The 25,848-nt window shown below is 57.0% G+C and carries 20 protein-coding genes; 9 read left to right on the top strand and 11 right to left on the bottom strand.

All coding sequences use genetic code 11. The features are described from left to right. Position 1: 1 nt before the first annotated feature. The 6 genes from ACR3EG_RS00880 (at position 2) to ACR3EG_RS00855 (ending at position 6,241) form a co-directional block, all read left to right on the top strand. Positions 2-865: an ABC transporter permease gene (locus ACR3EG_RS00880; protein WP_170356483.1), complete on the top strand. Its 864-nt coding sequence runs from the start codon at positions 2-4 to the stop codon at positions 863-865. Positions 866-880: 15 nt separating this feature from the next. Continuing rightward, complete coding sequence (locus tag ACR3EG_RS00875; protein WP_480482088.1) at positions 881-2,674, top strand: gamma-glutamyltransferase family protein; 1,794 nt, start codon at positions 881-883, stop codon at positions 2,672-2,674. 1 nt (position 2,675) lies between these two features. After that, positions 2,676-3,425, top strand: a complete 750-nt coding sequence (locus tag ACR3EG_RS00870; protein ID WP_480482086.1) for a DUF1028 domain-containing protein — start codon at positions 2,676-2,678, stop codon at positions 3,423-3,425. 3 nt (positions 3,426-3,428) lie between these two features. Continuing rightward, positions 3,429-4,262, top strand: coding sequence for a sulfite exporter TauE/SafE family protein (locus tag ACR3EG_RS00865; RefSeq protein WP_480482084.1), 834 nt, complete (start codon positions 3,429-3,431; stop codon positions 4,260-4,262). 2 nt (positions 4,263-4,264) lie between these two features. Continuing rightward, positions 4,265-4,984: a FadR/GntR family transcriptional regulator gene (locus tag ACR3EG_RS00860; protein WP_480482082.1), complete on the top strand. Its 720-nt coding sequence runs from the start codon at positions 4,265-4,267 to the stop codon at positions 4,982-4,984. Between the two features lie 120 nt (positions 4,985-5,104). Next, positions 5,105-6,241, top strand: a complete 1,137-nt coding sequence (locus ACR3EG_RS00855) for an NADH:flavin oxidoreductase/NADH oxidase (RefSeq protein ID WP_480482080.1) — start codon at positions 5,105-5,107, stop codon at positions 6,239-6,241. Between the two features lie 105 nt (positions 6,242-6,346). Here the strand turns inward: ACR3EG_RS00855 and ACR3EG_RS00850 are convergent, their stop codons facing one another. The 11 genes from ACR3EG_RS00850 to ACR3EG_RS00800 all read right to left on the bottom strand — a co-directional run bounded on the left by ACR3EG_RS00850 (position 6,347) and on the right by ACR3EG_RS00800 (position 22,681). Then, complete coding sequence (locus ACR3EG_RS00850) at positions 6,347-7,159, bottom strand: IclR family transcriptional regulator (protein ID WP_480482078.1); 813 nt, start codon at positions 7,157-7,159, stop codon at positions 6,347-6,349. A 114-nt stretch (positions 7,160-7,273) separates the two neighbouring features. After that, positions 7,274-8,230, bottom strand: a complete 957-nt coding sequence (locus ACR3EG_RS00845; protein ID WP_480482076.1) for a substrate-binding domain-containing protein — start codon at positions 8,228-8,230, stop codon at positions 7,274-7,276. Between the two features lie 85 nt (positions 8,231-8,315). Further along, the gene (locus ACR3EG_RS00840) at positions 8,316-9,599 is read right to left on the bottom strand and encodes an ABC transporter permease (protein ID WP_480482074.1); all 1,284 of its coding nucleotides are present in this window, start codon (positions 9,597-9,599) and stop codon (positions 8,316-8,318) included. Between the two features lie 40 nt (positions 9,600-9,639). After that, a complete protein-coding gene (locus ACR3EG_RS00835) occupies positions 9,640-11,190 on the bottom strand; it encodes a sugar ABC transporter ATP-binding protein (RefSeq protein ID WP_480482072.1) in 1,551 nt (516 codons plus the stop codon). 402 nt (positions 11,191-11,592) lie between these two features. Continuing rightward, on the bottom strand, positions 11,593-12,441 hold the full coding sequence (nadC, locus tag ACR3EG_RS00830; protein ID WP_480482070.1) for a carboxylating nicotinate-nucleotide diphosphorylase: 849 nt from the start codon (positions 12,439-12,441) through the stop codon (positions 11,593-11,595). Beyond that, on the bottom strand, positions 12,438-14,000 hold the full coding sequence (locus ACR3EG_RS00825; RefSeq protein ID WP_480482068.1) for an L-aspartate oxidase: 1,563 nt from the start codon (positions 13,998-14,000) through the stop codon (positions 12,438-12,440). Before ACR3EG_RS00825 ends, nadC begins: the two co-directional genes overlap by 4 nt. An 8-nt stretch (positions 14,001-14,008) precedes the next feature. After that, a complete protein-coding gene (gene nadA / locus ACR3EG_RS00820) occupies positions 14,009-15,061 on the bottom strand; it encodes a quinolinate synthase NadA (RefSeq protein WP_480482066.1) in 1,053 nt (350 codons plus the stop codon). Between the two features lie 124 nt (positions 15,062-15,185). Further along, the gene (locus tag ACR3EG_RS00815; RefSeq protein ID WP_480482064.1) at positions 15,186-17,243 is read right to left on the bottom strand and encodes an adenylate/guanylate cyclase domain-containing protein; all 2,058 of its coding nucleotides are present in this window, start codon (positions 17,241-17,243) and stop codon (positions 15,186-15,188) included. A 219-nt stretch (positions 17,244-17,462) separates the two neighbouring features. Continuing rightward, positions 17,463-18,494: an NADP-dependent oxidoreductase gene (locus tag ACR3EG_RS00810; protein ID WP_480482062.1), complete on the bottom strand. Its 1,032-nt coding sequence runs from the start codon at positions 18,492-18,494 to the stop codon at positions 17,463-17,465. Positions 18,495-18,707: 213 nt separating this feature from the next. Beyond that, a complete protein-coding gene (locus tag ACR3EG_RS00805) occupies positions 18,708-21,116 on the bottom strand; it encodes a YbcC family protein (RefSeq protein ID WP_480482060.1) in 2,409 nt (802 codons plus the stop codon). Between the two features lie 14 nt (positions 21,117-21,130). Continuing rightward, the gene (locus tag ACR3EG_RS00800) at positions 21,131-22,681 is read right to left on the bottom strand and encodes a proton-conducting transporter transmembrane domain-containing protein (protein ID WP_480482058.1); all 1,551 of its coding nucleotides are present in this window, start codon (positions 22,679-22,681) and stop codon (positions 21,131-21,133) included. Positions 22,682-22,793: 112 nt separating this feature from the next. Between ACR3EG_RS00800 and ACR3EG_RS00795 the strand changes: the two genes are divergently transcribed. The 3 genes from ACR3EG_RS00795 to ACR3EG_RS00785 all read left to right on the top strand — a co-directional run bounded on the left by ACR3EG_RS00795 (position 22,794) and on the right by ACR3EG_RS00785 (position 25,672). Further along, positions 22,794-23,684: a LysR family transcriptional regulator gene (locus ACR3EG_RS00795; protein WP_480482056.1), complete on the top strand. Its 891-nt coding sequence runs from the start codon at positions 22,794-22,796 to the stop codon at positions 23,682-23,684. A gap of 171 nt (positions 23,685-23,855) precedes the next feature. After that, positions 23,856-24,371 carry a DUF4178 domain-containing protein gene (locus ACR3EG_RS00790; RefSeq protein WP_480482054.1) on the top strand — a complete coding sequence of 172 codons (516 nt, stop codon included), beginning with the start codon at positions 23,856-23,858 and terminating at the stop codon, positions 24,369-24,371. Further along, positions 24,371-25,672, top strand: a complete 1,302-nt coding sequence (locus ACR3EG_RS00785) for a DUF4178 domain-containing protein (RefSeq protein WP_480482053.1) — start codon at positions 24,371-24,373, stop codon at positions 25,670-25,672. Before ACR3EG_RS00790 ends, ACR3EG_RS00785 begins: the two co-directional genes overlap by 1 nt. Positions 25,673-25,848 lie beyond the last annotated feature (176 nt).

Below are 25,848 nucleotides of genomic sequence, written 5' to 3'. Positions count from 1 at the left end.
CATGGCTCTAGCTGATCCAATCCTTTCTCGCCGCCCGGAAAACCGGGTCTGGAAGAAATTCCGCACGCATAAAAGCGCTATGTTGGGCGGTTTTCTGGTTACGTTTTTCGTGCTGATTGCCCTTCTGGCCCCAATTTTGCCTGTGCCCGACCCAGCAGCCACCGACTGGGGCGCTGTACGCAAACCGCCCACTGCAGCACACCCGTTTGGCACCGATGAAATTGGCCGAGACGTTCTGTCCCGCATGATCTGGGGCGCGCAGGCCTCACTGCTGGCAGGCGTTGTCTCGGTCGGGATTGCGGTGCTGCTGGGCGTTCCGCTGGGCATTATCGCCGGCTATTTCGGCGGCTGGATCGACGCCATCATCTCGCGCTGCACAGAGGCGTTGCTGGCCGCGCCCTTCCTGATCCTTGCCATCGCTCTGGCGGCGTTTTTGGGGCCATCCCTGACCAACGCGATGATCGCCATTGGTCTGTCTGCGACCCCTGTCTTCATACGCCTGACCCGTGGGCAAGTGCTATCGGTCCGGGCCGAGGACTACGTCACCTCAGCCCGCGCCATCGGCTTGCCGACCTCGAAAATCCTCAGCCGTTACATCTTTCCCAACGTGCTGCCGCCGGTTCTGGTGCAGGCCACGCTGACCATCGCCACCGCCATCATTGCCGAGGCGTCACTGTCTTTCCTTGGCCTTGGGCAGCAGCCACCTGCGCCCAGCTGGGGCTCGATGCTGAACACGGCGAAAAACTTCCTCAATCAGGCCCCGTGGATGGCCATGTGGCCGGGCATTGCAATCTTCCTTGTGGTGCTGGGGTTCAACCTTCTGGGCGATGGGCTGCGCGACGCGCTGGACCCGCGCGAACATTGATTTCGGAGACTAAGAATGACTGAATTCACCACCCGCCCCGAGATCCGAGGCACGTTTGGCGTCGTCACCTCGACCCATTGGATCGCCTCGGCTGTGGGCTTTGGCATTCTGGAAAAAGGCGGCAACGCGTTTGATGCTGCCGTCGCCACCGCGATGACACTACAAGTGGTCGAACCCCATCTGAACGGACCCGCAGGCGATATGCCTGCCATTATCCACTCGGCCGAAACTGGCAAAACGCAGGTTCTGTGCGCCCAAGGGCCTGCACCTGCCGCAGCCACGATTGAACACTACACAGGGTTGGGCCTGAACCTGATCCCGGGTTCGGGGCTGTTGGCCACGGTCATCCCCGGAGCTTTCGATGGCTGGATGCTTATGCTGCGCGATCACGGCTCGCTACCGCTGCGGGACGTCATGGAACCTGCCATCGCTTATGCGCGGGATGGTCATCCCGTGCTGCCGCGTGTTGCAGATACAATCGACGGGCTCTCGGATTTTTTTGAAGACGAATGGCCCAGTTCGGCGGAAACCTGGATGCCCGATGGCAAAGCGCCCGCGCCGCACAGTATCTTCGCCAATCCCGATCTGGCGACGACCTATGAGCGAATAGTGACTGATGCCGAAACCGCGCATGGCGACCGCACTGAACAGATTGATGCCGCCCGACGGGTATGGCGCGCAGGATTTGTCGCCGATCGTATTTTCGGCTACCTGAGCGACGCCAAGGTCATGGATGTATCAGGCCAACGCAATGCAGGGGTCATGACCCGTGCTGACATGGCGAATTGGGAGGCGACGTATGAGGACACGCTGACCTATGAATACCACGGTTGGACGGTCCACAAGACACACGCCTGGAGCCAGGGTCCGGTCCTTTTGCAAACTTTGGCGATCCTCAAAGGGATAGACCTTGGCGCAATGGACCCGAACGGGTCCGAGTTCGTCCATACAGTGATCGAGGCGATGAAGCTCGCCTATGCGGATCGCGAAGCCTATTACGGCGACCCCGATCACAGTGATATTCAAATGGACTATCTGCTGAGCGACGAATACGCTGCGGAACGTCGTGCGATGATTGGCGTAGATGCTTCGCAAGACCACCGCCCGGGTCGCGTCCCCGGGTTTGAACATTTGGCGGATGCCTATGTCGCCCGCGCGGCGCAGGACTTTTCGGCCAGAACCGGAGCGAGCGCGGGCGAGCCGACGATGTCTCACCTGACAGAAAAACGCGGCGATACGGTGCATCTGGATGTGATCGACCGTTGGGGTAATATGGTTGCGGCCACGCCATCGGGGGGATGGCTGCAAAGCTCTCCGGTTATTCCGGGTTTAGGATTTCCGCTCAATAGCCGGGCGCAGATGTTCTGGTTGGAACCCGGCTTGCCGACCTCACTGGCACCGGGGCGCAGGCCCCGAACGACACTGACGCCTAGTTTGGCTGAAAAGGACGGCGTCCGGCTGGTGTTCGGGACGCCGGGCGGAGATCAACAGGATCAATGGCAACTGATCTGGTTCCTGCGGTTCGTGCATTTCGGGCTGGAATTGCAGGAATGCATGGACGCGCCGCTGTTCCATTCGACGCATTTTCAGGGGTCATTCTACCCGCGCGCCGCAGCCCCCGGTGAGATGATGATCGAGGCAACCTTTGGCGATGCCGTGATTGAGGATCTGCGCGCACGTGGCCACAAGATCACCGTGGCTGATCCCTGGACGGTTGGACGCCTGACAGCGGCCTTGCGGGAAAAAGACGGATCAATGCGCGCGGCGGCGACGCCGCGATTGATGCAAGCCTATGCGGTGGGACGGTGACATGACTTATTCTCTGATTGCAAAAGACCCGGAAACCGGCGCCATCGGCTTGATCGTGGCCAGCCGCTTTTTCGCCTGTGGTGCGCGTGTTCCCAATGTTGGTCCGCACTGTGCCATCGCCTCGCAAGCCTTCTCAAACCCGGTTTGGGGCACCGAGGGGTTGCGGCGTCTTGAAGCCGGAGAGGCCGCGCAATCGGTACTGGATGATCTGGTTGCTCGTGATACCGGCCGCGATGCGCGACAAGCCCATCTTATGGACGCGCAGGGCAACTTTGCGGCCTATACCGGGTCGGCCTGTGTTGAATGGGCGGGGCACCGGATCGGTCAAACACATTCGGTCGCCGGCAACATGCTGGTTGGGCCAGAGGTTGTGGATGCGACCTTTGAAACCTATGCCTCTGAAACCGCGCTGCCGTTTCCCGAACGTCTGATGGCCGCGATGGAGGCAGGAGAGCGCGCAGGTGGCGACAAGCGTGGCAAGCAAGCCGCCGGTCTGGTGATCAATCGGGGCGAGGTACATTCCTGGTTGGATATGCGCAGCGATGACCATGCCGATCCGCTGGCAGAGTTGAGACGCCTCTATGACGTAGCCGGTGAGCGTTATCTGCATTTCGCCGAGGCGATGCCGAGTGAACGGAACTTCTCGGGCAATCCGGATCGCACCGCATTGGACGCCGCAATTGCCGGGGCCGAGGCCAAACGTCAGGCTGAAGGACGGGTTAGCCGTTCACTGGCCACCGATCCGGCGTGATGCATGGGCGGGATTGACCTTTCCACATTGGCAACACTGGTCGCAATTGCGGCAGCGGCCGGTGTGTTCGGCGGTATTTTGGCCGGGCTGTTGGGGGTTGGAGGCGGGATTGTCATCGTTCCTGCGCTGTACTTTGCGCTATCGCTGACAGGCAGTGATCCTGCGCTAACCATGCAGGTGGCGGTTGGTACATCGCTGGCCACCATTGTTTTCACTTCGCTGTCTTCAAGCTGGGGCCACTACAAACGCGGTGCGCTGGACATGGCTTTGTTGAAACGCTGGGCCCCCGCCATTTTGATCGGAGTGGTTATTGGTGGCTTGTTGGGTGGAGTGGTCAGTGGCTACATCCTTGTTGCTGTCTTTGCTACTGTGGCAGCGTTGGTTGCGTTGGACATGATCTTTCGTAAGCCCGGTGGAGATGGACCTCCGCGCAGCTTTTCACCACGCGTGTGGGCGGCTACGGGCGTTGCCGCAGGGGGGATATCGGCGATGATGGGCATTGGCGGCGGTACGGTTTGTGTCCCGGTGCTGAACTTTCTGGGTTACGATATACGTCGTGCCGTCGGTACGTCCGCCGCGATCGGATTTGTCATAGGTCTGCCCGGAGCTTTGATTTATGCGGGCACGGGCCTGGGGCAAACGGGATTGCCCCCTTTTTCCATCGGCTACGTCAATTTGATTGCCGCCGCGTTGATCATTCCGCTGACGACCAGCTTTGCGCATGTCGGAGTCCGCATTGCACACACCATTTCGCAACGTGCGTTACGGCTTGCTTTTGGTGCGTTCCTGATGCTTACGTCCCTGCGCATGTTTTATGACTTGATCGGAGCGTTCTGACCTTGGGGACTTGTCCAACAGACACAGAGCTGACCGCAGCATTGCGCGCAGGGATCGAATCCGGCGCGTTCCTAAAAAACGGAAAGCTGCTGCCCGAGAGAGCCTTGGCCGAGGCGCTGGCCGTAACGCGGGCCCGCATGCGACGTATCCTGGATCGGTTGGAGGAAGACGGTACCGTTTTTCGCAGGCACGGGCAGGGGACGTTTGTGTCGCCACCGCCTGCTGTTGGAGCAAGCCCGTTCCGGGCTGTTGCGGCCAAGGTAATGCCGCGCGATGTCATGGAAGTCCGCTTGGAAATCGAACCTGCGCTGGCGGCGTTGGCAGCGCAACGCGCCTCGGTCAAAGAGCTGCGAACGCTGGAACAATTGATGCGCGCGACGTTGGATGCGGCGGATACGCAAGCCTATGGGGTTGCGGATGATGTGTTCCACTACAAGATCGCGGAACTTGCCCACAATCCGTTGTTTCTGACTGTGTACGACTCGATCCGAGCGGTCAGGAAGCAAGCGGAATGGACACGGCAGCGGGAAACGCAATATTCACCGTCGACCCTTACCCGTCTGGGGGAACAACACGAGCAACTGTTCAGCAGCATTGCGTCACGCGACAGTCAGGCAGCAGCAGAAATCATGCAGTCGCATCTTTTGTCGGTTTCGAATGCCATGCTGCGAGAGAGAACATATGGGCAGACCCAAACCTTCTCCGATTTGGCTGAGGAGTGATTTCACGGTTTGAACCAGTATGCGATCTCATAGAGATGTGACCTCGCTGGCCGGAGATTTACTTAGGATGCGGGCAAAGGCCGAAGCTATGATAACTTACGACCCGTTGGAGTGACCTAAATGCCTTCACTTTTCAGCGCCTTTGAATTGCGAGGCGTGACGTTCAAAAACCGTGTTTCGGTTTCTCCGATGAGTCAGTACCGGGCGCAAGATGGTCTCGCAAACGATTGGCATCTTGTTCATCTGGGGCGGTTTGCGATGGGTGGTGCAGCGCTGGTTTATGCCGAGGCGACAGCGGTCACGCGCGATGGGCGCCGGACACCGGGCGATCTTGGGTTGTGGGACGACAGCCAAATCGCGCCCTTGGCAAACATCGCTGATTTTATAACACGCGAAGGGGCAGTTCCGGGTATCCAACTTAGTCACGCAGGGCGAAAAGCGTCAGAGCGGCGACCTTGGCACGGTGAAACGCCGTTGGATGATGAAGACGCGGCAGTTCGAAGCGAACATGCGTGGCCAGCTATGGCGCCGTCTGCTTTGCCTTATGCAGAGGGATGGCCTACGCCGCGCCAAATGTCGGACGATGATATACAGGCCGCCATTTCAGCTTTTGGGGCAGCGGCAAAACGGGCAAAAACTGCTGGTTTTCAAATCATTGAGGTCTATGCCGCGCATGGCTTTCTGGTGCACCAGTTTCTGTCGCCGATCACCAACCAAAGGCAAGACAAGTGGGGCGGCAACACTGAGAACCGGGCACGTTTTGCGGTCGAGGTCGCGCGTGAAATCCGTCGGAACTGGCCGGAGGATCTACCGCTTGCTTTTCGGTTGTCTGCCTCTGATTGGATGGACAATGGGCTTACTCCGGAAGATACGGTGGACATCGCCATAGCTCTCAAGTCAGCTGGGGTAGACCTTATCGACTGCAGCTCGGGCGGGATCGGAGGCAAAGACCGGCCGCAACGTATGACCATCGAACACGGATTTCAGGTGCCGTTCGCAGCGCAAGTACGGTCAGAGGCCGACATTCCGACTATGGCAGTCGGATTTCTTTGGGATGCCGCTGTGTGCGACACGTTGATCGACCGCGGAGACGCGGACATGATCGCCCTCGCGCGCGAGTTGCTGGATGATCCGAACTGGCCCTTGCACGCGGCAAGCCAGCTTGGGCGGAACGCTGACCATACCCTGTGGCCGATTGAGTCAGGATGGTGGTTGATGAAACGCGATCGTTTGCTGTCGAAACTCGGTCTTAGATAGTTTGAATTTTCCGCTTTGGAATCCGCGAAGCTGCCGTCCGCTGATGTTCCAGCGCTTGTTCTTGAGAAGCATGGACAAGGTCCGGTGAAGCCTTGAAAGACTACTTTAGATCATTTGATGCCAGGACGATCGGGGCAATGGCATTCGGGTCGCGATGCTTTCCTGCAGTTGTGCTGCCGTAGACCTCAGGGCGTCAATGACCATTTCTCTTCGGTTGTCGATCAGGGCCGTTGCGAAATGAGGAATGGTTAGGGCTGCGATGACAGCTTTGCCCGGAGCATGCCTCACCGGAGCCGAAATCTCGTTGATGGCCTGACTTTCAGGGCTGCTTAAAGAGATATAGTTCTGAACCTCACACGTTGCGGCCTGATCAGCGAACTTGTTCAGGTGCTCCTCGTCATGGCCGGGTGAAAGCTTCTCCAGCAGTTCCAGCCGCGCTTTTTTTGTTTCCAGTTCTGACAGGAAGCAGACCCCGGCAGAGGTTGGGAAGATTGGGCTGTTATACCCGACCTGCACGGTCACACCGTAGTTTTGCGAAGACGAAACACTGTTGATAACGACAAGATCGCCGGAGCCGCTGGGCACCCATAGGTGGTTGGACAGTTCGGTTTCTTCTGCAAGACGTTCCATATAGGGTTCGGCCAGTTCGGCGAGTTTGCTGTTATCCGTGCGATCTCCGCCCAACAGCGCCAGTTTGCCGGTCAAGCGAAACAAGTCGCCTTCCTGACGCTCAATATATCCGCGCTCTTCCAACACGATCATCATGCGGAAGATTTCGTTTTTTGAGCGCCCAATTCCCTGCGCCAATTGTGACAGGGTGGGAAAGACATCCGAAAGCGACAAAAACTCCAGAATATCCAGCCCTTTTTCCAAGGCGGGGGCCGAGTATTTCTGAAGCTTGGTCTTTTCTTCGGACATCGGGTTTCCTTTTTACCGGTGCTTTCTCAAAAAAAACCGCAGGGGCGCAAGCCCCTGCGTGTCCGGTCGACCATCCCGACAGGGAGGAGAAAGGGTGCCGACCTGAACAGTCTTTTATAGACCGTTCTTTTTCAGGACTTCACCAGCGTTCTCAGAGGTGATTGCCTCGGTGCCCATAACAACCGATTTCGGCACTTCTTCACCTTTCAAGTGCTTCAGTGCCTGACGCAGACCTTCTGCACCGGGGGTCGGGTACAGGAAGGTGGCCGACAGTTCGCCGTTTGCAACCCAGGTCACGCCTTCGCCGGGCAGAGCGTCCACACCGATGAACATGATGTCATCCGCGCGGCCTGCGTCCTTGGCGGCCAGATAGGCGCCATAGGCCATGGGGTCGTTGTGGCCATAGACCATGGTGATGTCTTCATAGTTGCGCAGGGCGGTCGACATGATGTCATAGGCCTGATCCTGCTTCCAGTCGCCCGACTGCTGATCCAGCAGGAAGGTCACGCCGTCTTCGCCTTCGAACGCTTCGTGGAAGCCGTTGGCGCGGTCATGTGCGGCTTGTGTGCCCAGGCCACCCCAGATTTCCACGATGGTGCCTTTGGCGTTGCCAGCACCGCCCAGCTGCTCAACCGCGTACTTGCCGGCTTCGCGACCGATCAGTTCGTTGTCGCCGCCAACCCACTGAACGAATTTGTCGGTGTCGACGTTACGGTCCAGAACAAAGACGGGGATACCCGCGTCGGTTGCCTGCTCGACCACACCGGTCAGGCCAGCGGATTCTTTCGGCGAGATCAGGATCGCGTCGACTTCCTGACGGATGAAGTTTTCAACGTCTGCTACCTGCTTTTCGGTGCGGTCGTTGGCGTCTGCGATGATCAACTCGACATTGTCGTGCAGGTCCGCTTCGGCGCGCAGGTCTTTGTTGAACTGGACGCGCCAGGGCTCAACAGTGGTCACCTGCGAGAAACCGATCACATAGTTGTCAGCGGCCAGTACCATGGATGCCGAAAACGAGGTTGCGAGCGCGGTGGCGGCCATCAGGCCCTTGCCAAATGTTCTTCTTTTCATAGTCTACTCCTTAGTCATGATGCGGGTTTCTCCAATGTTCCCGCGTTCTGATTGCTCTGACCTACTGTCCACCAAGACCTTAAGGTCAGAGCCTCCTCCCTCTGCCCAGGCGCTCTTTCGCCATGACAAAGATCTCTTCAAATCGCCCTTCCTGAAGCAGGACGGCGACCACGATGATGATGCCCTTCAGCACCAGCTGCGTGTTGCTGTCGATGTTGTTCAATTGCAGGATGTTGCTTAGGAAGCCAAAGATCAGCACCCCAACGAACGTTCCCATGATTGCGCCGCGCCCGCCCATCAGGCTGGTGCCGCCGATGACCACGGCCGCAATCGCGTCCAGTTCCAGACCGAGGCCCGCATCCGGTTTACCCTGACGGAACTGTGCCACATAGAGCACCCCGGCCAGCGCCGACAGGCCACCCGCCAGCGCATAGGTGATGATCTTGTTGCGGCCCACATTGATGCCCGCCAGACGCGCGGCCTCTTCATTGCCGCCGATGGCCATCAAATAGCTGCCGAATGTGGTGAAGCGTGTGACAAGGAAGAATACCAGCAACACACCCAGGAAGAACAGGCCTGGTACAGGGACGACGCCCCACAACAGTTCACGCAGCACTTCAAAATTCTCGGTCGCATTCGACCCGGTATAAACCGGATATACGGCCGTATCCTGCCCGGCGATCACGCGGGCCAGACCCAGTGCGCCCACCATCATCGCCAGTGTCACAATAAAGGGCTGCAGACGGCCATAGACGATCAGCGCACCGTTCACCGTGCCCATCACGGCCCCAATGCAGGGCACAACTATCAGCACTGCCAGAACGCCGAATTTAGGCATCACTTGACCGGCCAGCCAGACCATTACACCGATGGCAATGGCGGCGGCGACCAGACGGCTCAGCATCCGCGAGGGCGCGCTGTCTGTCGGGTTGTCCGAGCTGCGGCTCAGGTTGTTTTGCACGAAATAGATCAGCGCTGCTATACAGACGAACAGTACGATTCCGGTAGCCGGAACCCCGAAATAGCTGGCAGCCGTCCAGCCTTCCTGCGTCAGCAGCATGGCGCAGATCACGGTTCCCAACGCCATGACCGAACCCACAGACAAGTCGATTCCGGCAATGAAGATCACCATGGTCATGCCCACCGCGACGATCCCGGTGACCGAGACCTGACGCAAAATGTCGGTCAGGTTGCCCAACGACAGAAAGATGTTGTTGCCTTTGGACGACAGCGGCGAGGTCAGCGCCCCAAACAGGATCAGAGCGAACAGGCCCCAATATAGTTTGGTCTTACCCAAAAGGCGCATTAACGTCGCCGCGCCGGGGCGTTCGGGTTTCACTGTCGGGCTATTGGGTTCCATAACGGTCATGTCTTTTCTCTGGTTGGGCCAGTTTTAACGGTGTGTGCAGTCAGCGGAACTGCATCGCCAGGGCCTTGATTGAATCAACGGTCATCTCATCGCGTGAAAGCTCTCCGGCCATCTGGCCTTCACACAAAACGATCATGCGGTCGCAGACGGCGATGAATTCGGACAGTTCCGAACTGGCAAACAGGACCGAGATGCCCTGATCTGCCAATCGTCCGACCAGATCGTAGATTTCGTCTTTGGCACCGATATCGATGCCACGAGTGGGTTCGTCCAAAAGCAATACTTGCGGTTGCGTGGCCAGCCATTTGCCCAGCACGACCTTTTGCTGGTTACCGCCGCTGAGTTTCCCGACCGGATGTTCGGGCCCGGTTGCGGCAACCTTCAAGGTCTCGATCGCGGTCAGAGCCTGCTTGCGTTGTTCAGCTTCGGAAAACCGACCAAAACGCGATTGCAGCGGCATCAGCGGCAAAGCAACGTTGGACGCAATCGAGCGGTCAAGGATCAAGCCGTTACCTTTACGGTCTTCTGTGATCAAAGCCAGCCCGTTGCGCACCCCGTCCTGGGGTTTGACTGGTCTTAGTTTCTTGCCTTCAAGTGTGATTTCGCCCTGATAGCTGGCGCCACGCGCGCCGAACAGAGTTTCAAGCAGTTCGGTCCGACCTGCGCCCAACAGGCCGCCAACCCCAAGAACCTCTCCGCGCTTAAGCTCGAAGGACACATCATCCAGAACCTTGCGCTTGCCTTCCCACGCGGACAGGTTTGCCACCTGCAGAACGGTTTCGTCGGTCGCAGGTGCGTTGCGTTCGACCGGATTGATTTCAACCGTGCGTCCAACCATCATGTTGATCAGTTCGGTCGAAGTGGTTTCTGAGGCAAGCCGAGTCCCGATAAGATTGCCATCGCGCAGAACTGTAACGCGGTCAGAAATCTCGAACACTTCGTCCATCCGGTGCGAGATATAGACAACCGCAACACCCTGCAGCGCCAGATCGCGGACGACTTCCATAAGAATATCAGCTTCGGCTTGCGACAAAGCCGAGGTCGGCTCATCCATGATCAGAAGGCGCGCATTCATCAGCAGTGCACGGGCGATTTCTACCAACTGCTGCTCACCAACACGCAAATCTTTTACCGGCGTGTCGATATCCAGAGTGAAGCCAAAGCGGGCCAACGCTTTGCTGGCCTTTTCCCGCAGGGCTTTGCGGTCGATGAACGTGCCAAATTTCCGGGGCTCGTGGCCCAGCAGAACATTTTCGGCCACGGTCATTTCCGGGATCAGGCTGAGTTCCTGATGCATGATGACGATACCATGCTTTTCAGCGTCCCTTGGCGCATCAAACTCCACGGTTTCGCCGTCGATCTGAAATGTCCCGAATGTCGGTTTTTGCACGCCGCTGATGATCTTCACCAACGTACTTTTGCCCGCGCCGTTTTCGCCCATCAGCGTGTGAATTTCACCACCGTCAATGACCAGGTCGACATCCCTTAGAACGGATACACCTGAAAACGACATACCGATGCCATTGAGGGAAACCGTAACCTGGCTTTCCGTTCCTTGTTGTGCGCGCAGAGCAGATTCTTGCTTCGCCATCACAACGCCTCCCTTCGTTGATCTTAACGATTTACCGCAAAACGGTTTTATATACGAAACCACGTAGGTCCACAGAGCGTCAAGAGGTATTTTTTAATTTGAATTTGAAGGTAGGATGAACTGCAAATAAAGTGTTTAAAAATATCAGGTTATAAGACTCTCTGCAGACCCATCAGCTCTGCCATTTCCACGATTTCAGGTTGCTTGACCGACCGTTTTACATGCAAAACGGGTGGCGTGTTCGTTAAGAATCTTCCGTATTCCAAGTGCATTTGAGTCGGCATGAATCGCCGTTTCGAACGGTTGATGACGCCCCTTGCGTTGGGGCCAGCGCGACGAATGTGGCTGACTTTGCGCGCGCTGAAGAAACAATTTTTGGTCGTTTTGGGGGCGTCGAACGGCTCAGAAGTCCAGCCCGATGTCAATCGATCGGTACGAATGCGTCAAAGCACCGGACGAGATGTAATCAACCCCAGTCGCGGCTACCGCTGCAACTGTGGCCTTGCTGATATTACCCGATGCCTCGGTCACCAATCGGCCGTCCACCAACTTGACTGCCTTCGTCAGAACGTCTGGCGGCATGTTGTCAAGTAGCACGACGTCAGCACCGCCGACCTCGATCACCTCGGACAGTTGGTCCAGCGTATCGACCTCGATTTCGACTTTCATCATATGCGACGCGCGGGCTTTTGTTGCATCAAGCACAGCCCGCACACCGCCAGCGGCTGCGATATGATTGTCCTTGATCAGGATTGCATCCGATAGCGAGAAACGATGGTTGAAACCGCCGCCGTGCAGCACGGCCTGCTTTTCCACCAGACGTAGCCCGGGTGTCGTTTTTCGCGTGCAGGTGATACGCGCCTTGGTGCCTTTGGTTTCAGCCACCAATTCCGAAGTGGCCGTTGCAACACCCATCATCCGCTGGGCGAAATTCAATGCCACGCGCTCGGCTGACAGGATTGAGGCGGCTCGGCCTTGGATTTTCATCAGTGTGTCGCCCTTGGCGCAGCTCTGGCCATCTTCGGTGTAGGTCGTGATGAGCAACAAGGGATCGACCAGACGGAACGCCAGCGCAGCCACTTGCATCCCTGAAACCACAGCATTTTCACGCGCTTTTAACCGTGCGGAATAGGTGACGTCCGCGGGGATCACTGTCTGAGTGGTGATATCGCCACAGGTACCCATATCTTCAGTTAGCGCGGACCGGACCAGAGGTTCTAGGATCATGTCTGGCAAAGCGGGGTGGGTCATGCTGCGTCCTTTGCTATGCGATCTCGCAAGTTGAGCGCCTGTGTCAGCGTCAGGCTGGATCGTTGACCGTTGCCACGATTGAGGTCGGGGAAATCGGACCGATAATGCGCGCCGCGACTTTCGCGGCGTTGCAGCGCGGCGGTAGCGATCAGAGTGGCCGTAGCGGTCATGTTGAGAAACTGGTCTGACCCAAAGTGCTGGGCCTCAAGCGCGGCAATTCCGGATAGGGCTTGGCTCAGGCCAGCTTCTTCCCGTACCACGCCGACATGTTCCGTCATTATGCGGCGTAAAAGCATCAAATCTTGCTCATCGTCAGTTGTGCCGGGTGCCAAACGGATTTTGACTTCGGGTGCGCTCTTCACGGTGATTTGGCCCGCAATGTCCCGGGCACAGGATCGGGCAAACACCAAAGCTTCAAGCAACCCGTTTGATGCCAACCGGTTGGCGCCATGTAACCCGGTGGACGCCGCCTCGCCACAGGCCCAGAGCCCGGCCAACGAACTTCGCCCGAACAAATCTGTTTCTACGCCGCCCATATGGTAATGCGCTGACGCGGTCACAGGGATGGGGTCCCGTGTTGGGTCAACGCCATGACGCATACAGGCGCGTGTTACACCGGGAAAAATAATGCCGATGTCGGCACCGATCGCGCCGCGCGTGTCCAACGCTGGCCGCATGCCAGCTTTGGCTTGCAGATAAACGGCCCGCGCAACCGTATCTCTGGGGGCAAGCTCGGCATCGGGGTGGAAATCGGGCATGAACCGATGCCCGTTCTTGTCGACAAGAACGGCCCCCTCCCCGCGCAGTGCTTCGGTTGCCAACGGGGTGGGGTCGGAACCTACGTCGATTGCGGTGGGATGGAACTGTACAAATTCTGCGTCCGCGATGCGCGCACCAGCACGGGCAGCCATACCAATCCCTTGTCCGCGAATACGCGTTGGGTTGGTGGTTTGCGCATAAAGGCCCGAAGACCCACCCGTTGCCAACAGATAAGCGGCCCCGCGCAGCAGCTGCTGCGCCGGGCCGGACCCAATCGCACTTGTCAGGTAGACGCCTGTTACTTGCGTGCCGTCGCTTTCCAGCGCCACGGCCTGCGCACCCTCGATAACCTGGATTGAAGGTGTTTCGCGTAGGGCTTTGATTAACGCGCGCATAATCTCGGCCCCGGCCTGATCACCTTTGACCCGCACAACCCGAGCAGCGGAGTGAGCAGCCTCACGCGACTGAACAAACTCGCCGCTTGCAGTACGGTCGAATCCGGTGCCAAGCGCAGAAAGGTCGAGGATATGCTCTGGCGCAGCTTGCGTCACAAACTCGGCCACTTCGCGCAAAACCGAGCCCGCACCCGCGCGCATCGTGTCGTCGGCATGGGCCTTTGGGCTGTCTGTCCGCGCCATGGCGGCGGCGATGCCACCCTGCGCCCAGGCTGAGCTTGCGCCAGAGCCCAGCTGTTCAGGCGAAATCATCACGACTGGGCAGGGCGCCAGCTTGAGAGCCGCATACACGGCGGCCAAACCAGCGCCAATGATAACCACTCGCGATGTTTCGATGGTTTGCATCTGCTGTGTCAAATGCCCAACTGGCGCGACAGGTCGATCATACGCTGAACCGAAAGACGTGCCTTTTCGGCGACCTGGGCGTCAACCTCGACTTGACCGGTCATTGTGTCCAGCGCGAACAGCACTTTTTCCAGCGTGATTTTCTTCATGTAGGGGCACATGTTGCACGGGCCGACAAATTCGACTTCGGGCAGTTCGTCCGCGATGTTGGACGCCATCGAACACTCGGTGATCAGCAGTGCTTTCTCTGGTTTTTCGTCCGTGACATATTTGATGATGCCGCTGGTTGAACCCGAGAAATCGGCCTCGGCCACCACGTCTGGCGGGCATTCGGGATGCGCGATCAAGCGAGTTCCGGGGTTCCATTCGCGAAAGTCGCGCAGGTCACTGGCCGAATATTGCTCGTGAACGATGCACGAACCCTCCCACCATACGACGTTTTTCTGCGGAACGTCGCGTGCCACGTTCTGCGCCAGATACTGGTCGGGCGTCATGATGACGGTCTCACTGTCCTGTGCTGCCACGATTTGTGCCGCATTGGACGAGGTGCAACAGATGTCCGAGGCTGCCTTTACCTCGGCTGTTGTATTCACATAGGACACAACCGGTGCACCGGGATACCGACGGCGCATTTCCGCGATGCCTTCGGCGGTGATCGATTCTGCCAAAGAACACCCTGCCTCCATATCCGGCATGAGAACCGTTTTTTCGGGGCTGAGAATTTTGGACGTTTCGGCCATGAAATGAACGCCGCATTGAACGATCACCTCGGCCTCGACCTCGGTGGCCTTGATTGCCAATTGCAGGCTGTCACCGACGAAATCGGAAATTCCGTGGTAGATCTCGGGCGTCATGTAGTTGTGTCCCAAGATGACCGCGTTGCGGTTTTCCTTGAGTTCATTGATCGCCTTTACATATGGCGCATAAATCGCCCAATCCGCTGGTGAGACCACACGCGACATGCGGTCGTATATTTCGCGCATGCTTGCTGCAAGCTCGGGCGACGGGGTCAGGTCATATTTTTCGGAGAGATGCGCGCGCTGCGCGGGTAGGTCGAACACGGGGCTGTTTTTCTGCCTTACAATCTTTTGGCGCTCTGACTATCGGATTTCGTTTATATTGAACACCAGTCAATAAAGGAAAATATGCTGTTTTTTGCAGCTTTTGTAGAACCAGCTGACTTATTTAGGACTTTTCAGTGATGGTTACGGGCTTCCATCCCGCAGCGGGCGGGCTTGCCAGAAGTTCTCGCATTTTGTCGGCCATCGCGAGCGAGGCAAGGTCCCCGCCGCGGATTTGGTCAGCGGTTTCAAATTCTGACAGGGCTTGTCCGAATTGCCCGGCGCGATAAAGCGTGAGGCCGCGTTCATAAGCCTCGATCCAATCGTGTGAGGGGTTATAACCGTCGGTCATTGCAATCAATTCATAGACCACAAGCTCTTCGCTGCGGCCGAACACTGTGAGCGTATCCAATTCGCGCACGATCACAGAATCGCCGGCTTCGCGTCGGGTGTCTGGGCCGATCAGGATAAGGGTGCCGTATACTTTGTTCGCGCCTTCCAGTCGGCTTGCGACATTCACCACATCGCCGATCGCCGTATAGTTCAGGCGCTGTTCGGATCCTATGTTCCCCACAAGCGCCTCGCCGCTGTTCACCCCGATCCGTAGCCGCAGAGGAATACCCTGACTGTCCTTGATGCCTGCTGCGTCGACGGTTTTGACAAGATCTAGCGCCGCACGACAGGCGTTTTCCGCGTGGTTTTTATCCTGACGTGGTGCCCCCCAAAAGGCCATGACTGCATCGCCCATGAACTTGTCGATAGTTCCGTCATGCCTTGCAATTGCGGCTGAAGCGGCGGTGAAGAACGGTTCCATCAACTGAACAATTCCTGGGCCCAGTTTCTCGGACAGTCCGGTAAAGCCAGTCACATCGCAAAACAGAACCGAGATTTGCTTCATATCACCGCCCGGCTGCGTTTTGATGCCTTCGGCAACCAGCATGCGAACCAGATCGGTTGGCACATATTTTCGGAACGCCGATAGACCCGCAGCCATACTGGCCGTTGCCGCAGACAGGTTAGCCAGTTCCGACAGCTTTGAGGGCCTGCGTGAAATACGCTCAACATCGAAACGCTCGATCTTGTTTAGATCTTCGGCGATCCGCGCCAAAGGGTTCGCCACAACCCTACGGACCAGCCAGATGGCTAACCCGGTGGCGAAAACGACTACTCCAATCAGAATATAAAGAAGGTTGATCAGAGTTTTGTCGATCCCAGACAGGAATGCGGATTCCGGGATTACGGTGGCAACGCGCCAGCCATAAAATCCCAACGGGGTCAGGGCAACTGCATACGGAACGCCGTCTATTACAACCCGGGTCGTTGCCCCGCCGGCAGGATTTTTGGCAGGGTCACCCAAAAGCCGTTCGCCCGATATCATGGCGGCTTCGTACAACTCGCCTTCGCCCATACGGGCCGGTGTCGTTTCATCCGCCAGGGCGTCAGGAACGGCGATCACCTTGCCATCAGCATCCAGAATATAGGCTGCTCCGAATTCGCCCGGATGTAAGGTCGCAAGGAACCGCGACAAACGGTCGGTTTCGATTGCGACCGCTAGAACACCCTGTCGCCCGCGGTTGACGTCAATGGGACCGGCATAAGCATAGACCGTTTTTTCACTTCCTGGCAGATCCCGCGCTTCGATCCATCCCGATGAGTTCAGGCTCATAAAGTTATTGAACCAGGCGTGGTCCCGTGGATCATAGTCTGTTTCCCGGAATTTTCGCTCTTCGAACTGGATGTCACCTGGAATGAAAATGTATTGGTCGGTTCGCAACTGCCGATCGCGGATGTTCTTATCGATTTCGACCATCTCAAGGCCGCCATCCCCAAGGCGGTGCGAGGCGAAGAAATTGCCGTCGGGCCAGCCGAAGAATATCCACGAGATATTGGGCTGCGCTTGTAGTTGCGACAGGAATACGAATTCTCGCTTGTCTGCCTGGCGCGTGGCGATGACATTCTGCACGAAAATGGTGCGCACTGCGGCCCAGGCTGCTTCGGCCGAGCTGAGTGTCGCGCCGACCTCGATCCGGACGGTATTGGCGATCTGAGTGTTGATTTCAGCAGCCAGCATACGACTGTTGTCCCGTGCCGTTGTCCACCAAAGCGTATGAACAATAAAAGTTGACACGCCAATGGACAGGGCGACCAGGATAGATACAGCGATGCCTACACTTATCCGCATCACATCTCCACAACAATGACCGGTAAAGCAGTATTGGATTGAGAATTTGCCAAGCGCAAAGGTTGCTTTGCTAAACGCCCGAAAATTCACGCATCTGTTAGGTTGACGCCATATCGACTGGCGGAAACGTGAGCGGCCAAAACGGCGATCGGCCGACAATTCGCCGAGTGTTTACTGGCGTTGCGCATCAAAGGCGCAACGCCTGCTCTCGAATGGCAATCAGCCGACTTTCACAACCATTTTGCCGAAATTACCCCCGGCGAGTAGTTGATTGAAGGCCTCTGGCGCCTTTTCCAGCCCATCAACCACGTGTTCTTTGTACGATACCGAGCCGTCCTTAAGCCAGCCTGTCATGTCCCGGACAAATTCCTGATAGACCTCGGGGCCGAAATTGTCGAAAATGATGAACCCCTGCATTTTGACCTTCATCCGCAGCAAGGTGCCTAAGATTGCAGGGCCCATATCCGGCCCTTCCGGCAAACCGGGCAGGTTGTACCACGCTACGATTCCGCAGACAGGGACCCGTGCAAACGGGTTTAGCAACGGCAGAACAGCATATAGCACCTTACCGCCAACATTCTCGAAATAGACGTCGATCCCATCTGGGCATGCATCGCGCAGTTGAGCTGCCAGATCGTCGGATCTGTGGTCTATACAGGCGTCAAAGCCAAGGTTCTGGACAACATGCGCACATTTTTCGGGCCCGCCTGCGATGCCGACGACGCGACATCCTTTAAGCTTGGCAATCTGTCCCACAGTTGCCCCGACCGGTCCCGCAGCCGCTGCAACAACGACGGTTTCACCGGGTTTGGGCTCACCAATTTTCAACAAACCTGCATAGGCCGTGTAGCCGGGCATTCCCAAAATACCCAAAGCCCAGGATGGATTGTCTGGTGTTTTGCCCAGATTGACCACCTGTTCTCCGTTCGAAATCGCGTAGTCCTGCCAGCCGCTCATATTCAAGACATAGTCACCGGCCTCGTACCCATCCAGGTTCGACTCGATCACTTGGGCCACAACCTGAGCGGTCATGACGCCGCCAATTTCGACGGGCTCGGCATAGGATTTTGCGTCGTTCATACGGCCGCGCATGTAGGGGTCGAGCGACATAAAGACCGTTCGCACCAGCATCTCATCAGCGCCCGGTGACGGGATATCAGTGGTTTCAAGCCGAAGCGTGTTTTCGTCGGGCTGACCAACGGGGCGTTCAGCTAGAACGATACGACGGTTGGTGTCGGATGTTTGGGGCATTGGAACCTCTTGCAAATATTTCCCAGCAACAGAAACCTTAAGCGGGCAAGGTGCAAGGGAAACAATGCAGACAAGAAGGGAAACCGGCAGAGACTGGCCAAGAGTGCTCTGGATACTTTGCCTTGTTTCAGGCCAGGCGAAGTAAACAGGCTGGCTAAGTCCAATTTAAAATGGACTTAACCGCCAAAATTACTGTGTCTTGCTGCTCTGTTCTTATTCTGCTGCGATTGCGCCTGAGGTGTCTGGAATTTCGCGGATTGGGGACCACTCGAGGTTGCCGTCGTATCTCCAAGCCAGTTGTCCGCTGTCATCCATGGCGATCAGGTGAAGCCACCCATTGTCAAAAAGAGCTTTGACGTCAGGGTGACGTGCCAGGATGTTTGACATCGCCTCGCGCGGGGCTTCGATAACCACCGTCAAGCGCAGAGGATCATGCTGGAATCCGTTGCCATCATGCACGGACTGCCATGGCAAGCCCGGCCTGGGGGCGCCGTTATTGCCTTCCAGCACGCCTATCCCGCCAACAACATTGTGCAGAAGCTTGTTGCCTCCTCCGAACAAGTCGGGCGCAACGGTTGAACCGTAATACTGCAAGCTGATCCAGCTGGCCACGACAACCGGAGCAGTCATGATCAATTCAAGGACGCCAAACCCATCATCCTGTCGCCAGTTGTAGTTGTGCAGAAAAGCCCGCCCGGACAAGTCCGCGCCATTGGTCCGGTCGCGTGGAGCGGCGACAAACGCACGACACCCGGCAAGACCCCATTCGGGCCGCGTTTCAGCCCAATCACGTGCACGACGCAGAACTGCTGCAGACTCGTTTGCACGCGGCAGGCGTTGCGCGCGTTCTGCGCGCGACAGATCCCCTGCGGCATTCAACCAGGTTTTGAGCCGCGCAATCTCTGCCGCTGCGGTGCCTGATGGTAAATCCTGTTCGAACAAAGTGACCATATCAGTCGTCGTGTGATGCAACGCAGGTAAGAACACGGTGTCTTCGGGTATATCTATCCCTTGAGCCTGAAGACCGCTTCGTATGTTGGGATCGTTCAACAGCCCAGCCAAAAGGCGAGCGTTCACATCTCCGGCGTAGCCACCACAGGCCCCGCATTGCAATGCGCTTTCATGGGGGTTGTTTGTGACGTCGGCCCCGTGGCCCGCCAACATGACAATTCGTGCGAAGTTATGGGTCAGCGACATAGCCGACAAAACCGACTTGGCCATACCGACCCGCGTTTCAAAGCTTAGGGAAGGGTCCAGTCTTGGCGCCGGTTCCGGTTTGGCCTTGTCACCCAGACCAAGCGAATCCCGCACAAGTTTACCGGCATAGACCGGGCCAGTGGCCTCGACAAAGGCAAAGGACGACACGGCGGCCAGCTTGAACCGGCCCCATGCGCGTTTAGCGCGCGCCGTGTAGCGGCGGTTCAGGTCCGCTTTGACAGGTTCAACAGCTTCCGAGGTTGCCCCGGCTTTCAATAGAACCGGACCCCTGAACTCGGTCACGTCCGACCCTGCGGCCTTGTGCGCGCTGGCCAAACCGAAGAACCCGGCAAAGCCGATGGTTTCGATTTTGGCATCCTGTGGTTCCAGCGCCCTGCGGAAAACCTCAGAGCGGACGTCGATGCAAAACGCTGCCTGTATGTCAGGGCGTCCATTGGAGGCGACGGGTTCGCTTTTTTTCAGTTCAATCGCCAAAGCGCGTTGCTGTGCGCGTTCAGCTGCATCCTGCAGGACAGCGTCGATCACCTCAGACTTGGACGGCGTGACGGGTGTGCGGTGCTTGGCTACGACCTCGTCCCAACGGGCGGCGATTTGGTCTTGGTAAAGGTCATATAGCGCCTCATCAAACACCATGCGAACGGCCAGCAACTCAGCCACAGTGCTGTCTGGGCGTCCGTCCAATTCGGCCTGCCACAAATGATACCGGCCGTACTGCGCCCAACCGCCCAAGGTTATCAACCAGCGGTGGAACGTCGTTTTGGCGGCCTCAGTGTCGACGCCCAACCGCTCGGACGCCCGTCCTATGGCGCGCCAATGCGACCTGTTGGTTCGAGTGACAAAGGCGCAAAAGCCTTTCAAACCGTGGATTTCAGGCGTCAGGTCACGCGTGGCGAATTCTCGCCACGACTGGAATACGCCGCCTGTATCGGACTGCTGCCACAGCGCCTGACCCTGATCAAAATGACCCGCAGCCCAGGCGCCGATGCGATCCTCGATCAAGCCAGGCCAATCAATACCAGAAACATCGGCAGCAAGTTCGGCGACGGTTGCCAGTGGCTGCGGCGTGTCCTGAGGTGTGTCTAATGCGTCCAGTACGTCTTGCAGGCGTGGTGCATTAAATTGCCCTTCAACCGCTGACACAGCGGCGCGCACATCTTCTTGCAAGATCTCGTCGCCCTCATATTTTGCTTTCCAGTATTCCCGAGCAGGGGTGATCCGTGTTCCGGCAACCCGTGCAAGGCGTGCCGCGGTGACCGAAAGTGGCTCATCAATCTGGCCAAGAAAGGGGTTCACCGCAACGCTAGAGGAAAGCGGGAACAGCGGCGGGATCGCTTTGGAGACGTCGTTGGCCTCGGTCACCAGCTCCAACAAAGGGGCGGGGTAGGTTTCAAGTTTCGCAAACATGAGGAACGTTCCTTTCACACGATCGAACGCTTGGACCAACCGTCCAGCAACTTATCGAAAACTGCATTGGCATAGAGACCATTGGTCAGGTGAACCCTTGGCCCTGCCGCTGCCGGGTGCGCGGCCCATAACGGGAATGTCGCCTGTGCCACGGCAACACAGCCAAAGCTGATCAATGCGAGGATAATCAAAGCCCATTCAAGCGGGCCAGGGGCCGGAGTAGCTGGCAGGGTTCCCGAAGTCAGTTTCTGTGCGATGACCTGCAGGGCGAAATAGCTGACCGAAGTGACCAGAGCATAGGCGACAGTGCGTTGCATCAACGCCCTTGGGGCAGCATCGGCAAACCCTTGGGCCAAGAGATAAGCGACGCCGAAAATCAGGATGACTCCCAGTGCAATGGCCTGAACCGATTTTCCGTCAAACCCAACGATCATGCCAACAAGCCCATAGATTGCTATCGCGATTACAAAGGACAGCAACACGTTACGCGCGCTTGGGACGGCAATCGGTCCGGGGCGGCGAATAGCAGCGACGTTTCGCACTGCTTCGCCAGCACTGAGGAACGCATGTGCCTTGTACAGCGAATGGGCCACAATGTGCAGCAATGCCAGCGGGAACAGCGCCAAGCCACATTGCATGACCATGAAGCCCATCTGGGCAATGGTCGACCATGCAAGCGACGTCTTTACTGCTGGTTGAGTCAGCATCACCAACCCGCCGAACAAGGCGGTGAACCCTCCCAACATGACCAACAAAGCCATCACACCCGGCGCAAGCAACATTACGTCGGCGAAACGTATTAGCAGCAGACCGCCAGCATTGATAACACCTGCATGCAGCAGGGCCGAAACGGGCGTTGGGGCCTCCATAACCTCGGTCAGCCATCCATGCAGCGGGAACTGGGCTGAAGCCAGGACAGCAGACACGGCAATCAGAAAGGCAGCGGACATCGTCAGCCAGTTTGGTTCTACGACCGAAAGGATCGTTTTTATGTCTGTGGTCCCGGTGGCGACAACGATCAGCACAAAAGCCAATGCCAAGGTCGCCTCGCTTAGCCGTGCAACGAGGGCTTTTTTACGTGCTGCGCGCTGCGCGGTGGCGCGTTCCGGATAGAACAGCAGCAATTTGTTCAATGCCAGGCTGGTCGCGACCCAAGCCAGAAAGAACTGCACAAGATTGCCGGACATGACCAATAGAAGAACCGACGCCAGTGTGACTGACATCCAGCCCGCGAAGGCACCTTGGTGGTCTTCGCCATCCATGTAAGTTCTGGAATAGCGGATCACGATCCAGCCGATGAAGCTGACTAGCAACAGCATCACGGAACTCACCGCATTCAGATGAACCGAGAGGCCGACGCCGAACATCCCGATCAATGCCGATGTGCCGGGCCCCTTTATCACCAAAAATATGGTTGCAAGGATCGAGGAACCGAAGGCCGCGAATGCGGCAACTTCAGTCAGGCCTGCTGTGTTTCCCGGTCGTTTTCCCGGTTGCCGCGACGCAAACCATGCTGCCCCAAGTAAGACGAGCGGGCCAAGAAGCGGCAAAAAAACGTAAGCCATAGTCCATTTCCTTCTGTGTCGTGGCCAAAGGGCCCTTTGCGGCAGATAGGACAGAATTTGTGACAATAAAAATTCATTGTTTGCAAGATTACGTTCTATTAAATAGAACAATATGCCATTGAACTATCATCATCTCCGATATTTTTGGGCCGTTGCGCATGACGGTAACCTGACCCGCACGGCGCAGCGTCTGAACCTGTCTCAATCGGCTCTTTCTGTGCAAATCAAACAACTGGAAGAACGTCTGGGTCACGCCTTGTTTGAACGCCGCGGTCGGCAGTTGCAATTGACCGAGGCCGGTCGCATCGCACTGGACCATGCAGACGCGATTTTCGCCACGGGGCAAGAACTTGTGGCCACGATGGAAGGAACAGTTCAGAACCGAAAGGCACTTAGGGTGGGGTCGCTGGCGACCCTGTCACGCAACTTTCAGATTGGGTTTTTAAGGCCCATCTTGTCTCGTATGGATGTAGAGGTGATCCTAAGATCGGGCAGTCCGACCGAATTGTTAGAGGGGTTAGAGGCGCACAATCTGGACCTTGCCTTGATGAACAGGCCCCCCCCTGATGACAGCCTGACCCCTTTCGAAATTCACTCGATCGGTGAGCAAGAGGTTAGCATCGTGGGCACTCCGGGGCGGTTGCAGTCTGATGCACCTTTGCGCGAGTTGTTGCATAAACAGCCGTTTATTCTGCCGACAACTGACAGCAGCGTTCGAACGGCCTTTGACGCGCTGGCCAGCCGGTTATCGGTTCGTCCACAGATCGCCGCCGAGGTGGATGATATGGCGATGATGCGACTGCTCGCGCGCGAGGATATTGGCCTTGCGCTTGTGGCGCCTATCGTTGTGACAGACGAACTGACTTCGGGCCGATTGAAAGAGGCCAAAGAGCATCCCCGGATCAAGGAAACGTTCTATGCGGTCACTCTACGACGGCGGTTTGTAAATCCTTTGGTGCATCAGATTTTGGAGCAGAATTCCGGCTCTGCATTCTTGACCTGATCAAAAAGCAACACTCTGCATCTTGCTCTGTCAAACTGTTCTTGCGCTTTGGCAGCCCATAAGCAACTTGACGGTATGGAGAATTTGAACTGTCCGAATTGCGGGACGGACTGCCCTATTTCATTGACGTTGATTAAGGTCGTTGTTTGTCCGTCCTGCGGAACTACGCTGATGCTGAACGACGAAACGGCCTCGGTCGCGGGTGACCAAGGCGTGATGCATGATGCACCACTCTTATTCGGGGTTGGCGATCGGGTGGTGATGGGCCGGACTTCGACCCGAATTCTAGGTCACGCCCGATATTCTTACGGTCGCGGGTTTTGGGATGAGTTCTGCGGTGTGGATGAAGCCGGAGAAACCTGCTGGATTTCGGTCGACGAGGGTGACGTCGTGCGGCAAACCCGTTTGCAGGCGGACGACGCGCCGAAGAACCAACCGCCCTTCAAACCCGGCGAAACATTACACTTCGACTCGGCGACGTTTACGGTGACAGAAGTGGAAAGTGCCGAATGTATCGCGTTGCGCGGGCAGTTCGACGAAGCTCTGACCGTGGGAGAAACCTATCAATTCGTAAACGCGTCTGCCGGTGACGAAGCGTTGCTGTCTGGTGAGTTTTGGGATCAGTCCGGCGCGTGGTTCTATGGTCGCTGGTACGATCCTTTCGACATACAGGTCGAGCGCCAGTAATGACCAGAAACCCCGAGGTACTGTCGATCAACTGCACGAGCTGCGGCGCGGGGCTGAACGTGTTGGGTGGCGGTCGTGTCGTGGTACAAATCTGCCCTTATTGCGGTAGCGAACTGGACGCGCAGGACAACTACAGAACTCTCAGGCAGTTCAAGGGACTTACGCGTCCCAAAACACCGTTTTCGATCGGGATGACCGGCGCGCTTTATGGGGTCGATTTCACTATTATCGGGATGATCGAGCACTCAGAACGGTGGGGCGGGCGGTTTTACACCTGGATTGATCACCAGCTTTATTCACCCACACATGGGTATGCGTGGCTAACGCTGGAAGCTGGCCATTTGGTGTTTACCCGACGCCACCGTGGGCCAGGATGGATATCTGAACGGGCAGTGGAAATATCAGAATATCCGCCGATTGTCCGCGTAAATGGAGAGCGGTTTGTCTATTTCGAAACGACGACAAGCTCGATCACCTATGTCGAAGGTGAATTCACGTGGCGGCCAGAAATCGGCGAGCAAACCACAACCATTTCAGCGATGTCTGATGCGGCGATGCTGGGTTTTTCTAAGACTGGCTCTGAACGCGAGAGCTATCGTTCGATTTATGTCCCCAGAAAAACAGTCGAAGACGCATTCGATGTTCAGCTTGATCGGAAACCTTTTCGCGTTCACCCGCTAGAGCCATTTGTTGCCGGACCGAATTATGGCTTTATACTGGTCGCCTCGTGCGTGTTTGCGATCATCTGCCTTGTCATGTCCTTTGTTTTTGCCAGCCGCACGGGTGAAGATGTGCTGGGCGCGCATGTCCTGACGCGGGCGGATTTTCCCGCAGAAATCACGTTCCCGCTGGAAGCCGACAGTCAGCTTGCGCGTATTTCTTTTTCGGCCGATGTTCGCAACAGTTGGGCGTATCTGGATCTGGAATTGCTGGATCCAGACGACACTCCTGTCTTCCTAGCAGGCCGGACCATCGAGTATTACTCGGGCCGCGACGCCGACGGATCATGGAGCGAAGGCTCAAGACGCGCCAACCTGTCGTTTCGGCCAGAACGTACAGGCGATTACACACTAACAGTGGACGTGCCCGACCAAGGGGTCTGGACCGGGCCGGGGGCATCCTCGGCTCCGAGTTATCCTTTCAACCAACTCACGATCAATGTGCGTTCCGGTCTGTCCAGCGGCATGTGGACGCTTGCGTTGGCCGGCGGCTTCGGGTTGTTGTTCTTGCTGCAATTCGGACGTAAATGGCTGCACCAGCGCGCCCGTTGGTCCGGAACCGATTGGGTGGATGAGGATTAACGTGAACCTGTTCCGAGCTATTTTTGTTGTCATTTCAACCACCGCAATCGCTTCAGTGGGGTACGTCGCATGGCACGGCTATGGCGCCGAGAGCCGCGATCTGGATACTTCGGTTCGCGTCGGTAGCAGTGGCGGCGGATATTATCGAACAGGTCGTGTAAAATAAGGGAAAACCA

The organism is Ruegeria sp. AM7 (assembly GCF_056535965.1).
This window is presented reverse-complemented; position numbering and strand designations above follow the sequence as displayed.